Here is a 13,853-nt window from a genome sequence, read left to right as displayed (position 1 = left end):
TAGTTCCTCTACACAGCGTGACCAGTGAGGGGTTCCGGAGCGTCTTGCAGTCACTGGGTGCCACAAGGGGGTCAAGGAGCCAGGAGACTCAGGGGAGTCGGCGATCCATCAGGTCGTGGTGACGACGTTTGCCAGGTTCTCGCCGCTCCCGGCCGCCGCGAAACGGCGCAGCTGGTCGCGCAGCAGCCGTTTGGCCCGGGGAAGGAAGGCGGACGTGCTGCCGCCTACGTGGGGGCTGATGAGGACGCCGGGGGCGTGCCAGAGCGGGTGCCCGGCGGGCAGCGGCTCCGGGTCGGTGACATCGAGTGCCGCGCGCAGGCGGCCGGTCGCCAGCTCGGCGAGGAGGGCACCGGTGTCCACCACCGGACCGCGGGCGACGTTCACCAGCAGGGCGCCGTCCTTCATCCGGCCCAGGAACGCGGCGTCCGCCAGCCCCCGGGTGGCCTCGGTCAGCGGGGTCGACAGGACGACCACGTCCGCGGCGGGCAGCAGCGCGGGCAGGTCCCCCAGGGCGTGCACCGGGCCGCGCGGGGAGCGGCGCGCCAGACGGGCGACGCGGACGACGTCGCACTCGAAGGGCGCGAGCCGGTCCTCGATCGCGGCCCCGATGGACCCGTAGCCGACGATCAGGACGCTCTTGTCGGCCAGGGCCGGATAGAACCCGTCGTGCCACTCCTCGGCGTCCTGTCCGCGTACGAAGCGCGGGATGCCGCGCAGGGAGGCCAGGGTGAGCGTCAGGGCCAGTTCCGCGGTGCTCGCCTCGTGCACGCCGCGGGCGTTGCACAGGCGCACGCCGGAGGGGAGCCCCGACAGATGCGGCAGTACGTGGTCCACGCCGGCGCTGAGCGTCTGCACGACCTGAAGGCCCGTCATGCGCGGGAGCGGGCGGCCCGCGACCTCCGGGCCCTTCATGTACGGCACCACGTAGAAGTCCGTTTCCGCCGGGTCGCCGGGGTAGTCCTCCGCGCCGTCCCAGAAGAGGCAGTCCACGCTGTCCGGGAGGCCCTCGATGTCCTCGGCGGGGATCGGCAGCCAAGCGGTGAGGCGGTGGTTGCGGGTGATGTCAGCCATGGTCAGGAGGCTATGACACAGTGGGGCGGCGCGAGAGGTCAGCGGAGGTCATCCAGGTGGAGCGCAGGACGGTCGGGGCGGCGGCTCTTCAGGTGGGCGCCGTGGGACTGGGGTGCATGCCGATGAGCTGGGCGTACACCACGTCGCAGCAGGACGGGGAAGCGTCCCTGCGGACCGTGCACGCGGCGCTCGACCGGGGGACGACCCTGCTGGACACCGCCGACATGTACGGCCCGTTCACCAATGAGCTGCTGCTCGGACGGGTGCTGAGGCAGCGCCGTGACGAGGCGTTCGTCTCCACCAAGTGCGGGCTGCTGGTGGGCGAACAGCACCTGGTGGCCAATGGGCGTCCCTCCTATGTGCGGCGGGCCTGCGACGCGTCGCTGCGCCGCCTGCAGACGGATGTGATCGACCTCTACCAGCTGCACCGGGCCGACCCGGAGGTGCCGGTCGAGGAGACCTGGGGCGCGATGGCGGAGCTGGTCACGGCCGGCAAGGTGCGCGCGCTGGGGTGGTGCGCGGTGGGCGCGCGGGCGGCACGCCGCGCCGGGTCCGGGATGTACGACGAGACGCTCGCCCATTTGCGCCGGGTGCAGCAGGTGTTCCCCGTCAGCTGCGTGCAGGGGGAGCTGTCGGTGTGGTCGCCGGGGGCACTGGCCGAGCTGCTGCCGTGGTGCGTGCAGCGCGGGGTCGGCTTCATGGCGGCGATGCCGCTCGGCAACGGCTTCCTGACCGGCACGCTCACCCCGGGCCAGGGCTTCGAACGGGACGACGCGCGGGCGCGGCACCCGCGGTTCACCGCCGAGATGATGGCCGCGAACCAGCCGATCGTGGCGGGACTGCGCCGGGTCGCCGAGGCGCACGGCGCGACGCCCGCGCAGGTGGCGCTGGCCTGGGTGCTCGCGCAGGGCCCGCAGGTGGTGCCGGTGCCGGGGACCAAGCGGGAGCGGTGGGCTGCGGAGAACGCCGATGCGGCCGAACTGAGCCTGACCGACGAGGACTTCACCGAGATAGCCACCCTGCCGCCGGCGCGCGGCTCCTGGGACTGAGATCGGCTTTTCCCGCCGCGGCGGGAACCCGCAACGGCCGGGCGGTGTAGTGACAGATGTGATGTTCTTGAAGTCCATGCCGCGAGACCACCGGGAGGGAAGCGTGGGACGCCGTGCCGCCGTCGTCACCGCCGCGCTGGCCAGTGCCGCGCTGCTGACGACGGGATGCTCCTCCGCCGGGGACCCGTTGACGGCCCCGGCGACCTCCGCCCCGGCGTCCCCCACGGCCGGCTCGGGCTCGCCGCCCTCGTCGGCCGCAGGTTCCGAGGCCCCCGCCGCGCCCGCCAAGGGTTCGGTGAAGGTCGCCGGCACCGTCGCCACCGGGCTGAACACCCCGTGGGGCGTGGCCGTGCTGCCCGACGGCGGTCTGCTGGTCGCCTCCCGCGACACCGGCAGGATCGTCAGGGTGGACCCGGACACCGGCCGCAAGACGCAGGCCGGATCGGTGCCCGGCGTCTCCTCGGGCGGCGAGGGCGGCCTCCTCGGACTGGCGGTCTCCCCCGGCTTCGCCACCGACCACCTGGTGTACGCGTACTTCACCACCGACTCCGACAACCGCATCGCCCGCATGCTCTACGACCCGGCCAAGCCGGCCGGCGAACAGATCGGCGCCCCCGACACCATCGTGCGCGGCATTCCGCACGGCGCCATCCACAACGGCGGTCGGATCGCCTTCGGCCCGGACGGGATGCTGTACGCGGGCACCGGCGAGAGCGGCGACCGGGGCCTGGCCCAGGACAAGAAGTCCCTCGGCGGCAAGATCCTGCGCATGACGCCGGACGGCGAGCCGGTGCACGGCAATCCGGAGGCGGACTCCCTCGTCTACTCCTACGGCCACCGCAATGTGCAGGGCCTCACCTGGGACGCCCAGGGGCGGCTGTGGGCCGCGGAGTTCGGCCAGGACACCTGGGACGAGGTCAACCTCATCGAGCCGGGCAGGAACTACGGCTGGCCCGTCGTCGAGGGCCTCGCCCACCGGGAGGGCTACGCCGACCCGATCGCCACCTGGCACACCGACGACGCCTCCCCCAGCGGCATCGCCTACGCCAAGGGCTCCTTGTGGATGGCCTCGTTGCGCGGCGCCCGGCTGTGGCGCATCCCGCTGGCGGGCACGAAGGCCGCGGCGGCTCCGCAGGCCTTCCTCGTCGGCACGTACGGGCGGCTGCGCACGGTCGTGACCGGCCCCGACGGCGATCTGCTGCTCACGACGAGCAACACCGACGGCCGGGGGGAGCCCCGCAAGGGGGACGACCGCATACTGCGACTGAAGGTCGGCTGACGACGACACCCCGGGGGGTGCGATGTTCAACGCGCTGCAGGAGCTGTTCGCGCCGGGACGCAGGCACACCGAGGACGAGCGAAACCGGCTGGAACTGGTACGGGACGAGGCCGGCGACGCCGATCCGGGCCGCGGCCCGATCGACCTGGACTCGGGCGCGGTGGTGATCCGCCCGCCGCGGTCGCACCCGCGGGCCACCGAGGAGGGGGCTTAGGCCCTCACGTCCGGGAAGAGCCGCAGGCGGTGGGCGAGGGCGGCGGCCTCGCCGCGGCCGGAGACGCCGAGTTTGGCCAGGATGTTGGAGACGTGCACACTCGCGGTCTTCGGCGAGATGAACAGCTCCTCGGCGATGCGGCGGTTGGTCCAGCCCGCGGCGACCCGGCGCAGCACCTCGCGCTCCCGGGTGGTGAGGCCGAACGGCTCGGGCTCCTCCTCGGACGTCGCGGCGGCGGGGGTCCCCGGGGCGTCCAGCGCGAGGCGTCCGCGGCGGGCGAGGAGTTCCACGGCCTCGGTCAGGGGCGCGGCACCCAGGGCAGCGGACGCCTCGCGGGCCTGCCGGAGCAGGGCGGCCGCGTGTTCGCGGGCCTCGGGGCCGCCCTGGGCGAGCAGTGCCTCGGCGTGCCGCAGCCGTACCTGGGCCAGCGGATGGGGGCGGTCCAGGGCGCCGAACGCCTCCTCGGCGGCCGCCCAGGGCCCGGGGTCGGTGCCGCCCTCGGCGCGCGTCAGTTCGGCGTCGACCAGCAGGGCGTAGGCCGCCCACACCGGGGCGAGGCGGGGCAGCCGCTGCGCGGCGGCGCGGATGAGCGCGAGCGTCCCGGTCCGGTCGGCTTCGGCGCCGGGCAGGCCCAGCGCGTCGGCCTCCAGGGCGGCCGCGGTGTGCAGCAGGGGCCAGGCGTACCGGTGCATGGCGGGCGGGAAGCCGGCCGCGAGTGCGGCGTGCACTTCGGCGCGGGCGTCGAGGAAGCGGCCGCGTCCGGCCGCCGCGGCCACCGTCAAGTGGCGCAGCGGCACGGTGTTCTGCGGCTGGTGGTCCCGGGCGCCCAGATGCTCCCGGGCGGAGGCGATGTGGGTCTCGGCCGCCTCGTGGTCGCCGCGCAGCACGGCGACGTGGGCCAGCATGGTCGTCGCCCAGCCGACGTAGAGGGCGTGGTCGGAGGTGTCGCGGCCGTGCGTGGCCAGGGCCGTCGCCTCGTCCCATCGGCCGAGGGCGAGCAGGGACTCGGCCTCGTTGGCCGCGGCGAAGGCGGCTCCGTCGCGCAGTCCGTGGCACGCGGCGCTCTCGACGCCCCGGCGCGCGGCGGTCAGGGCCTCCTCGGAACGGCCCACGGACTCCAGGACGGCCGCCAGATTGGCGTCCGCGCTGACCACGAGGCTGCCCTTGCTGCCGGACGCGGCGGCCTGCTCACGGGCCGCGGTGAGCTCGGCCAGGCCGCCGTCCACGTCGCCGGAGTCGCCGAGCAGGACGCCGAGGGTGATCCGGGCCCGTATCTCGGTCTCCTCCGCCCCGACGAGCCGGGCCAGTTCGATGGCGCGCTCGGCGGTGCTGATGCTGTCGGGCCCCGGGTTGTGCAGCATCCCCCAGGCCGCGGCGCTCTCCAGTACGTCGGCGTGGACGGGTGACGGCGGCAGGCCCTCGACCAGTTTTTCGGCGCGGGAGATCTCCGCCCAGCCGTCGCCGCGCCCCATGGCCACCATCAGCCGCGACCGCTGGATCCAGAACCAGGCGGCGCGCAGCGGGTCGTCGTCGCGTTCCAGCAGTCGCAGGGCGCGCTTGGTGACGTCGTACGCGCCTTCGCGGTCGGCGCTGAGGCGGGCGGCGACGGCGGTCTCGGCGAGCAGGTCGAGATAGCGCAGGGGCGTGCTGCCGGGGTCGCATCCGCAGGGCGGATAGACCTCGACGTAGTCCATCGGCCGCAGTGCCGCGCGGACGTCGCGCGGGGCGTCGTCCCACAGCTCCAGGGCGCGTTCGAGCAGGCCGTGCTGCTCGGCGTAGGCGTGCCGTCGCCGTGCCTCGACCGAGGCGCGCAGCACGGCGGGCAGCGCCCGGGTCGGCTCGTGGGCGTGATACCAGTAACTCGCCAGCCGGGCGGGCAGTTCGTCGGCCGGTACGAGGGCCGGATCGGCCTCCAGCGCCTCGGCGTACCGGCGGTTGAGGCGGCTGCGCTCGCCGGGCAGCAGGTCGTCGCCGACCGCCTCGCGGACCAGCGAGTGCCGGAAGCGGTAGCCGTCGCCGTCCTCGGTCGGTATGAGGATCTTGGCGCCGACGGCGGCCCGCAGCGCCTCCAGGAGTTCGTCCTCACCGAGCCCGGCGACGGCGGCGAGCAGCCGGTACTCGACGGCGGAGCCGCCTTCGGCGACGACGCGGGCGACCCGCTGCGCGGTCTCGGGCAGCGTCTCGACCCGCACCAGCAGCAGATCGCGCAGACTGTCGCTGAGCCCGGTGCGGCAGCCCTGGGCGATGCTGCAGGCCAGTTCCTCGACGAAGAAGGGGTTGCCGTCGGATCGCGCGAAGACCCGCTCGACCAGGGACGGCGTGGGCTCGGCGGCGAGGATGCCGGCGACCTGGGCGCGCACCTCGGCCCGGCTGAAGCGGGCCAGCTCGACGCGCTCGACGGTGCGCATCCGGTCGAGTTCGGCGAGGAAGGGCCGCAGCGGGTGGCGGCGGTGGATGTCGTCGGAGCGGTACGTGGCCAGCACGACCAGGCGTCCGCGGGACGCCGACCGCAGCAGGTAGGCGAGGAGTTCGCGGGTGGAGCGGTCCGCCCAGTGCAGGTCCTCCAGGGCGACGACGAGGGTGCGGTCCTCGGACAGCCGCTCCAGCAGGCGCGCGGTGAGCTCGAACAGCCGGGCCCGGCCGTCCTCGTCGTGCCGGTCCCGCGGCGCGTCGGGGCCGCCGGGCAGCCCGAACCCGGGCAGCAAGCGGGCCAGTTCGCCCTCGCGGCCCGCGGCGGCGGCGCTCAGCTCGGGGCCGAGCTGCCGGTGCAGGGCCCGCAGGATCGTGGCGACGGGGGCGAACGGCAGCCCGTCCGCGCCGATCTCCACGCAACCGCCGACGGCGGTGACCGTGCCGGGGCCACGGGCGGCCGCGAGGAACTCCTCCACGAGCCGGGTCTTGCCGACCCCCGCCTCGCCGCCGATGACCAGCGCCTGCGGCTCGCCCGCGTGAGCGCGGGCGAGCGCGGAGGCAAGCCGGATCAGTTCGCGGGCACGGCCCACGAACACCGGGCTGACGGACTGGTTCTGCACGGTCCCGAGCATCGCACGGGGGTCCGACAGTGCGGTACCGGATTGCGCCGGCACCGTGACGGTCATCCGGCCGCCCCCAGCCGGCGGAGCCGCCGGCCGCGCCGGGCGGACCGGCGGGCTCCAGAAAGCGCAGAGGACGCAGCGGACCCGGCGGACGCAGTCTCGCGGGCGGCCTCGCGCGTGGCCTGTCGTACCGCGCGGGCCAAACGGAACTCCTCGGCCTCGCGCAGCAGTTCCTCGGTTCGGGCCCGGCCGAGCAATTCGTGCAGATACATCGCCGACTCCTTGGGGACGGGGCGGATGGTCAACCGGCTTCTTTCTCCGGTGACTTCAGCCTCGTCCCCAAGGCGGGGGCGCCGCATCGGGCAACCTCCCAGGGTTCGGCGGCCGGGATGCCTTAGGCGGCCCCGGCGGGTGCTCAGGTTCAGCCGCCGCTGGTCGCGGGGGCGGGCGGCGTGGCGGGCACGGTGGGCAGTGCGGCGAACAGGTCGAAGTACATGCCGATCGCTATGAGCAGGCCCAGGGCACCGAGCACCAGCCCGCCCCAGGCGAGGGCACGGGCCCACGGCGCGGAGTCGCGCACAGCGAGCAGCAGGACCCCGGTGACGATGAGGGCCACCAGCGCGAAGGCCCCGTTGACCGCGGCGACGGTGTGCCAGGGCGCGGCGTATATCTGGTTGATCTGCTCGGCGGGGGTCGCCGAGGAGGCGCCGATCTGCCCGACGAGCTCACGGCGGGCGGACAGGACGGTGCCGAGCCAGGTGCCGGTCAGGGAGGCCAGGCCGAGGGCGGCGCCCACGACGGCGGCGGCGCCCGGCAGGATCGCGGCGGGGCGGGCGGCGGGGGTGTCGCCGTTCCCCTCGTCCTCGGCGAGCTCGTCGTCCGCGTCGGTGTCCTCGTCGGCGTCGTCCGCGTCATCCGCGTCGGCGTCCTTGACGGGCGCCGCGTTCTCGGTGGCCTTGGTGCTCTTGGTGCTCGTGCTGTCCTCGGTGCGCGCGTGCTTCTCGGCGGCGTCGTCGGACACGGTCTCCACGGCATCGGTGGTCGTGTCGGTTGCCGCGTCCGCGGTCTTGGTGGTCTCCATGGACGGCAACCGTATGGTCAAATTCTGAGAACTTCCTGAGAATCCGGGCTTTCGGACCCCCCGGCCTCGGCGCAGGTGCCTGCGGGACCCTCGATGCAGATCCGCGGCAGGTGGCGGTCCACCCGCTCCGGCAGCCACCAGTTCCACCGCCCCATCAGATGCATCAACGCCGGGACCAGCAGCGTCCGCAGGACGAAGGCGTCCAGGGCGACGGCGGCGGCCAGGCCGATGCCGAACATCGCGATCACCCGGTCACCGCTGAGGACGAAGGCCAGGAAGACGGAGACCATGATGACCGCGGCCGAGTTGATCACCCGGCTTGTCTCGGCGAGGCCGACCCGGACCGCGCGGCGGTTGTCGTGGGTCTCCCGCCATTCCTCGTACATCCGGCTCACCAGGAAGACCTGGTAGTCCATCGAGAGCCCGAAGAGCACCGAGATCATGATCACCGGGAGGAAGGGCTCGATCGGCCCGGCGGCCCCGAGCCCCAGCAACTCGCTGCCCCAGCCCCATTGGAAGATCGCCACCACGATCCCGAAGGAGGAGGCGACCGCGGCGATGTTCATGACCGCCGCCTTGAGCGGGATGCCGATGCTGCGGAACGCCAGCAGCAGGAGCACGCAGCCGAGGCCGATGACCGAGCCGACGAACAGCGGAAGTTTGCCGACGATCACCGAGGCGAAGTCCGCGTAGCCCGCGGTGACACCACCGACGTACACCTCCAGCGAGCTGCCCTCGGTGGCCTCGGGGATGACGTCCTGGCGCAGGTGGCTGACGAGCCGGTCGGTCGCCTGGTCCTGCGGGGAGGTGGCCGGGACGACGTCCACGACCTCCAGCCCGTTGCCGTGCTGAGCGGACTCCAGGTGGACGGCTGCGACGCCCTCGGTGCGCCGCAGGACGTCGGTGAGGTGTTCCAGGGCCTCCCGGTCGGCCGCGTCGCCGGACTTGGCCACCAGTTGCAGCGGCCCGTTGAAGCCGGGCCCGAAGCCGTCCGACAGCATGTCGTACGCCTGCCGGGTCGAGGTCCCGGCGGCGTCGTTGCCCTGGTCCGAGGCGCCCAGGTGCAGGGACATGGTGGGCACGGCCAGGAGCAGCATCACGGCGGCGGCCACCGCGCCGAGGATCCGGGGATGCCGCTCGACGAAGGCGGACCAGCGGGCGGCGAGGCCGGTGGGCAGCTCCGGCGAGGGGCCGTGCTCGGCGAGCCTGCGGCGCTCCCGGCGGCTGAGCGCCTTCATGCCGATCACGCCGAGCAGGGAGGGCAGCAGCGTCACCGAGGCCGCGACGGTGAGGATCACGGTGAGCGACGCCGCGACGGCGACGCCGTTGAGGAAGGACAGCCGCAGGATCAGCATGCCGAGCAGCGCCACGCAGACCGTGCCGCCCGCGAAGACCACCGCCCGTCCGGTCGTGGCGACCGCCTTCTCCGCGGCCTCGCGTACCGCCAGTCCCTGTTTGAGCCCTCTGCGGTGCCGGGTGACGATGAACAGGGCGTAGTCGATGCCGACACCCAGCCCGACGAGCATGCCGAGCATCGGCGCGAAGTCGGCGACCCGCATCAGGTGGCCGAGCAGTTCGATGGCCATGTACGCGATGCCCACGCTGACCAGCGCGGTGATGATCGGCAGGAACATCGCGAAGAGCGAGCCGAAGGCCAGCAGCAGCACCACGGCCGCGACGGCGACGCCGACGATCTCGCTCATGTGGCCGCCGCCGCCCTCGGTGAGCGCGATGGCACTACCGCCCAGCGCGACCGTGGTGTCCGCGTCGGCGGCCGCCTTCGCGGTGTCGACGACCTTCCGCACCTCGCCCGCGTGCAGTTCCTCCGACGGCTGGTCGAACATCACCGTGGCGTAGGCGGTGTGCCCGTCCCGGCTGATCTGCCCGGCGCCCTCCGCGTCGTACGGGCCGGTGACCGAGGCGACGCCGGGAAGCGCCGCGACTTTGTCGAGGGCCTCGGTCAGCCGTTCCTTGACGGGGGCCGCGGCGACGGTGCCCCGGCCGGTGTGCCAGACGATGGTGTCGCTGTCGCCCGAGGACCCCGGGAAGGCCTCCTTGAGCAGGGCGGTCGCCCTGCTGGAGTCCGTTCCCTTGATGTCGTAGTCGTTGGAGTACGCCGAGCCGGCGACGAGCGCTCCCGCGGACAGGCCGACGAGGGCGGCCAGCCACAGGGCGACGACGAGGAGACGGCGGTCCAGGCACCACCGGGCGAGTGCGGCCATACCTGCTCCTCCTGAGGTTGCGCGGATCTTGCCGGGAGGGGAAGGCCCCACGAAGAGCACCCACACGTTCGTCCTCGACTGAACCAGGAAGAAATGATCGTTGGCCGGTTTCGTGCCCTGAATCACACAGTGTGAGGGGAATTTATGGCGGCCTTATACGTGACGGACCTGCGACAACGCCGAAGGGGCGGACCCCCGCCAACGGGAGTCCGCCCCTTCCTGCGATGCCGCGCCGGCCGTGCCGGCCGCGCCGGGATCAGCCCTGGACGCCGAGCCTCTCCAGCACCAGTTCGCGTACGCGCTTGGCGTCCGCCTGACCGCGGGTGATCTTCATGACGGCGCCGATGAGGGCGCCGGCCGCGGCCAGGTTGCCGCCGCGGATCTTGTCGGCGACCGCCGCGTTGGCCGCGATGGCCTCGTCGACGGCCGCGCCGAGCGCGCCCTCGTCCGAGACGACCTTCAGGCCGCGCTTGTCGACGACCTCGTCCGGCTCGCCCTCGCCGTCCAGCACACCCTCGATGACCTGGCGGGCCAGCTTGTCGTTGAGCGAGCCCTCGGCCACCAGCGCCGACACCCGGGCCACCTGGGCCGGGGTGATCGGCAGCGCGGTCAGCTCCACGCCGTCCTCGTTGGAGCGGCGGGCCAGCTCGCCCATCCACCACTTGCGGGCGGAGGCCGAGTCGGCCCCGGCCTCGATGGTGGCGACGATCAGGTCGATCGCACCCGCGTTGAGCACCGACTGCATCTCGTGGTCCGCGATGCCCCAGTCCTGCTGGAGGCGCCCCCGGCGCAGCCGCGGGAGCTCCGGCAGCCCGCCCCGCAGTTCCTCGACCCATTCCCGGGCCGGGGCCACGGGGACGAGGTCGGGCTCGGGGAAGTACCGGTAGTCCTCGGCCTCCTCCTTGATGCGGCCCGAGGTGGTGGAGCCGGTGTCCTCGTGGAAGTGCCGGGTCTCCTGGATGATCGTGCCGCCCGAGGAGAGCACCGCCGCGTGCCGCTGGATCTCGAAGCGGACGGCCCGCTCGACGCTGCGCAGCGAGTTGACGTTCTTGGTCTCGCTGCGGGTGCCGAACTTCTCCCGGCCGATGGGGCGCAGCGACAGGTTCACGTCGCAGCGCATCTGGCCCATCTCCATACGGGCCTCGGAGACGCCCAGCGCCTTGATCAGCTCGCGCAGTTCGGTCACGTACGCCTTGGCGACCTCGGGCGCGCGCTCGCCGGCGCCCTCGATCGGCTTGGTGACGATCTCGATCAGCGGGATGCCGGCCCGGTTGTAGTCCAGCAGCGAGTGCGAGGCGCCGTGGATGCGGCCGGTGGCACCGCCCACGTGGGTGGACTTGCCGGTGTCCTCCTCCATGTGGGCGCGCTCGATCTCCACGCGGAAGACCTCCCCGTCCTCCAGCTGCACGTCGAGGTAGCCGTTGAAGGCGATCGGCTCGTCGTACTGGGAGGTCTGGAAGTTCTTCGGCATGTCCGGATAGAAGTAGTTCTTCCGGGCGAAGCGGCACCACTCGGCGATCTCGCAGTTGAGCGCGAGACCGATCTTGACGGCGGACTCGACGCCGGTCGCGTTGACGGCCGGCAGCGCGCCGGGCATGCCCAGGCACACCGGGCACACCTGGCTGTTCGGCTCGGCGCCGAGCGTCGTCGAACAGCCGCAGAACATCTTCGTCTTGGTGCCGAGCTCGACGTGGACCTCAAGGCCCATCACCGGGTCATAGGACGCGAGCGCGTCCTCGTACGACACCAGGTCCGTGACGGTCACAGTTTTGATACCTCTCAGTTCCCCGTCAGGATGACAGCACGTCATCGTCGCCGAGCCGCCGCAGCTGGCGGACCAGCAGGGCGACGCCGGTCGCGATCGCCGCGGCGCTGACGACCGCGTCGATCAGCAGCAGCGTGTCGCTCTCGGCCCGGCCCTTCTTCACCTGCCGCGCCACACTCACCGCGCCGAAGAGCGTGGTGCCGATCGACAGGTACGTGCCGGACTTGCTCTTCTTGAAGCCCTTGGCCTTCTCGAGCTTGCTCACAGCTGCGGTGCCTCCTCCAGCAGGGAATGCCCCCAGCGTGCGGTGAACGCGGCCTCGACGGCCGCACCGACACGGTAGAGCCGGTCGTCGGCCATGGCCGGGGCGATGATCTGCAGCCCGACCGGGAGCCCGTCCTCGGACGCCAGGCCGCAGGGCACGGACATGGCCGAGTTGCCCGCCAGGTTGGCCGGGATGGTGCACAGGTCGGCGAGGTACATCGCCATGGGGTCGTCCACGCGCTCCCCGATCGGGAACGCGGTGGTCGGGGTGGTCGGCGAGATCACCACGTCGACCTGCCCGAAGGCGCGCTCGAAGTCCCGCGAGATCAGGGTGCGGACCTTCTGGGCGCTGCCGTAGTACGCGTCGTAGTAGCCGGAGCTGAGCGCGTACGTGCCGAGCATGATGCGGCGCTTGACCTCGGGGCCGAAGCCGGCCTCGCGGGTGAGCGCGGTGACGTCCTCGGCGCTGCGGGTGCCGTCGTCGCCGACCCGCAGGCCGTAGCGCAGGCCGTCGAAGCGGGCCAGGTTGGACGAGGCCTCGGACGGCGCGATCAGGTAGTACGCGGCGAGCGCGTACTGGAACGACGGGCAGGACAGCTCCACGACCTCGGCGCCGAGCTCGCGCAGCAGCTCCACGGAGTCGTTGAACCGCTCCATGACGCCGGCCTGGTAGCCCTCGCCCGCGAACTCCTTGACGACGCCGACCCGCAGGCCCCTGACGTCGCCGTTGCGCGCGGCCTCGACGACCGGCGGGACCGGCGCGTCGATGGAGGTCGAGTCCATCGGGTCGTAGCCCGCGATGACCTCGTGCAGCAGCGCGGCGTCCAGGACCGTGCGGGCGCAGGGACCGCCCTGGTCCAGGGAGGAGCTGAACGCCACCATGCCGTAGCGGGACACCCCGCCGTACGTCGGCTTGACGCCGACGGTGCCGGTGACGGCGGCCGGCTGGCGGATGGAGCCGCCGGTGTCGGTGCCGATGGCCAGCGGGGCCTGGAAGGAGGCGAGGGCGGCGGAGGAGCCGCCGCCGGAGCCGCCGGGGATCCGGGTGAGGTCCCACGGGTTGCCGGTCGGGCCGTAGGCGCTGTTCTCGGTGGAGGACCCCATGGCGAACTCGTCCATGTTGGTCTTGCCGAGGATGACGATGCCGGCCTGCTTGAGGCGGGCGGTCAGCGTCGCGTCGTACGGCGGGATCCAGCCCTCGAGGATCTTGGAGCCGACGGTCGTCGGGATGCCCTTGGTGGTGAAGATGTCCTTCAGGGCCAGCGGGACGCCCGCGAGGGGGCCCAGCTTCTCGCCTGCGGCGCGCTTGTCGTCGACGGCCTTGGCCGCCTTCAGGGCGCCCTCGGTGTCCACGTGCAGGAAGGCGTGCACCTTCTCGTCGACCGCGGCGATGCGGTCCAGGTGGGCCTTGGCGACCTCGACGGCGGAGGTCTCGCCGGAGGCGACGGCGGCCGCGGTCTCCGCGGCGGTGAGCCTGGTCAGTTCGGTCATCGTGATCAGTCCTCCCCCAGGATCTGCGGCACCTTGAAGCGCTGCTGTTCCTGTGCGGGGGCGCCGGACAGCGCCTCCGCCGGGGTCAGGCTGGGCCGGACCTCGTCAGGGCGCATGACATTCGTCAGCGGCAGCGGGTGGGAGGTCGGCGGTACGTCCTCGCCGGCCACCTCGGCGACGCGGGCGACCGCGCCGATGATGGCGTCGAGCTGTCCGGCGAAGTGGTCGAGCTCTTCGTCCTTCAGCTCCAGACGCGACAGCCGGCCGAGGTGGGCGACCTCCTCGCGCGTGATGCCTGGCATGCAGCGATCCTCTGGGGGTGAGTTCGGTCTTTTCGCGCCAATCCTATGGGCGCGGGCGCCCCGGGGGCGAAACGGTTTGC

The 13,853-nt window shown here is 72.9% G+C and carries 12 protein-coding genes; 3 read left to right on the top strand and 9 right to left on the bottom strand.

Going from position 1 to position 13,853, the window contains the following annotated elements; all coding sequences use genetic code 11:
- Positions 1-108: 108 nt before the first annotated feature.
- Positions 109-1,071, bottom strand: coding sequence for a 2-hydroxyacid dehydrogenase (locus tag ACFWVC_RS25400; RefSeq protein ID WP_384290467.1), 963 nt, complete (start codon positions 1,069-1,071; stop codon positions 109-111).
- Positions 1,072-1,127: 56 nt separating this feature from the next.
- On the opposite strand from ACFWVC_RS25400, the gene ACFWVC_RS25395 reads away from it, so the two are divergent.
- The 3 genes from ACFWVC_RS25395 to ACFWVC_RS25385 all read left to right on the top strand — a co-directional run bounded on the left by ACFWVC_RS25395 (position 1,128) and on the right by ACFWVC_RS25385 (position 3,613).
- On the top strand, positions 1,128-2,120 hold the full coding sequence (locus ACFWVC_RS25395; RefSeq protein WP_384290465.1) for an aldo/keto reductase: 993 nt from the start codon (positions 1,128-1,130) through the stop codon (positions 2,118-2,120).
- A 76-nt stretch (positions 2,121-2,196) separates the two neighbouring features.
- Positions 2,197-3,399 carry a PQQ-dependent sugar dehydrogenase gene (locus ACFWVC_RS25390; RefSeq protein ID WP_384290462.1) on the top strand — a complete coding sequence of 401 codons (1,203 nt, stop codon included), beginning with the start codon at positions 2,197-2,199 and terminating at the stop codon, positions 3,397-3,399.
- 22 nt (positions 3,400-3,421) lie between these two features.
- On the top strand, positions 3,422-3,613 hold the full coding sequence (locus ACFWVC_RS25385) for a DUF6191 domain-containing protein (protein ID WP_384290460.1): 192 nt from the start codon (positions 3,422-3,424) through the stop codon (positions 3,611-3,613).
- Here the strand turns inward: ACFWVC_RS25385 and ACFWVC_RS25380 are convergent.
- The 8 genes from ACFWVC_RS25380 to gatC all read right to left on the bottom strand — a co-directional run bounded on the left by ACFWVC_RS25380 (position 3,610) and on the right by gatC (position 13,773).
- Positions 3,610-6,711, bottom strand: coding sequence for an AAA family ATPase (locus ACFWVC_RS25380; protein WP_384290459.1), 3,102 nt, complete (start codon positions 6,709-6,711; stop codon positions 3,610-3,612). The two genes, ACFWVC_RS25385 and ACFWVC_RS25380, sit on opposite strands and share 4 nt — an antisense overlap.
- On the bottom strand, positions 6,708-6,953 hold the full coding sequence (locus tag ACFWVC_RS25375) for a hypothetical protein (protein WP_384290457.1): 246 nt from the start codon (positions 6,951-6,953) through the stop codon (positions 6,708-6,710). The genes ACFWVC_RS25380 and ACFWVC_RS25375 overlap by 4 nt, the downstream gene beginning before the upstream one ends.
- Before the next feature lie 116 nt (positions 6,954-7,069).
- Entirely contained in the window at positions 7,070-7,729 is a 660-nt protein-coding gene (locus ACFWVC_RS25370) for a hypothetical protein (RefSeq protein ID WP_384290455.1), read from the bottom strand.
- Positions 7,730-7,746: 17 nt separating this feature from the next.
- Positions 7,747-9,951, bottom strand: coding sequence for an MMPL family transporter (locus ACFWVC_RS25365; RefSeq protein ID WP_384290453.1), 2,205 nt, complete (start codon positions 9,949-9,951; stop codon positions 7,747-7,749).
- A 256-nt stretch (positions 9,952-10,207) separates the two neighbouring features.
- Positions 10,208-11,761 carry an Asp-tRNA(Asn)/Glu-tRNA(Gln) amidotransferase subunit GatB gene (gene gatB, locus ACFWVC_RS25360; RefSeq protein ID WP_384290451.1) on the bottom strand — a complete coding sequence of 518 codons (1,554 nt, stop codon included), beginning with the start codon at positions 11,759-11,761 and terminating at the stop codon, positions 10,208-10,210.
- Positions 11,742-11,981, bottom strand: a complete 240-nt coding sequence (locus ACFWVC_RS25355; protein ID WP_319659821.1) for a hypothetical protein — start codon at positions 11,979-11,981, stop codon at positions 11,742-11,744. The genes gatB and ACFWVC_RS25355 overlap by 20 nt, the downstream gene beginning before the upstream one ends.
- The gene (gatA, locus tag ACFWVC_RS25350) at positions 11,978-13,471 is read right to left on the bottom strand and encodes an Asp-tRNA(Asn)/Glu-tRNA(Gln) amidotransferase subunit GatA (protein ID WP_384290448.1); all 1,494 of its coding nucleotides are present in this window, start codon (positions 13,469-13,471) and stop codon (positions 11,978-11,980) included. Before gatA ends, ACFWVC_RS25355 begins: the two co-directional genes overlap by 4 nt.
- Before the next feature lie 5 nt (positions 13,472-13,476).
- Positions 13,477-13,773, bottom strand: a complete 297-nt coding sequence (gene gatC, locus ACFWVC_RS25345) for an Asp-tRNA(Asn)/Glu-tRNA(Gln) amidotransferase subunit GatC (protein ID WP_319659825.1) — start codon at positions 13,771-13,773, stop codon at positions 13,477-13,479.
- Positions 13,774-13,853: the final 80 nt, after the last annotated feature.

This window comes from Streptomyces sp. NPDC058691 (assembly GCF_042714775.1).
Lineage (GTDB): Bacteria > Actinomycetota > Actinomycetes > Streptomycetales > Streptomycetaceae > Actinacidiphila.
This window is presented reverse-complemented; position numbering and strand designations above follow the sequence as displayed.

Excerpts from the sequence above, each read along its gene's own strand:
- gatC (WP_319659825.1), bottom strand. The coding sequence starts at position 13,773 with ATGCCAGGCATCACGCGCGAGGAGGTCGCCCACCTCGGCCGGCTGTCG.
- ACFWVC_RS25370 (WP_384290455.1), bottom strand. The coding sequence starts at position 7,729 with ATGGAGACCACCAAGACCGCGGACGCGGCAACCGACACGACCACCGAT.
- ACFWVC_RS25380 (WP_384290459.1), bottom strand. The coding sequence starts at position 6,711 with ATGACCGTCACGGTGCCGGCGCAATCCGGTACCGCACTGTCGGACCCC.
- ACFWVC_RS25400 (WP_384290467.1), bottom strand. The coding sequence starts at position 1,071 with ATGGCTGACATCACCCGCAACCACCGCCTCACCGCTTGGCTGCCGATC.
- gatA (WP_384290448.1), bottom strand. The coding sequence starts at position 13,471 with ATGACCGAACTGACCAGGCTCACCGCCGCGGAGACCGCGGCCGCCGTC.
- ACFWVC_RS25365 (WP_384290453.1), bottom strand. The coding sequence starts at position 9,951 with ATGGCCGCACTCGCCCGGTGGTGCCTGGACCGCCGTCTCCTCGTCGTC.
- ACFWVC_RS25390 (WP_384290462.1), top strand. The coding sequence starts at position 2,197 with ATGCCGCGAGACCACCGGGAGGGAAGCGTGGGACGCCGTGCCGCCGTC.
- ACFWVC_RS25385 (WP_384290460.1), top strand. The coding sequence starts at position 3,422 with ATGTTCAACGCGCTGCAGGAGCTGTTCGCGCCGGGACGCAGGCACACC.
- gatB (WP_384290451.1), bottom strand. The coding sequence starts at position 11,761 with ATGACGTGCTGTCATCCTGACGGGGAACTGAGAGGTATCAAAACTGTG.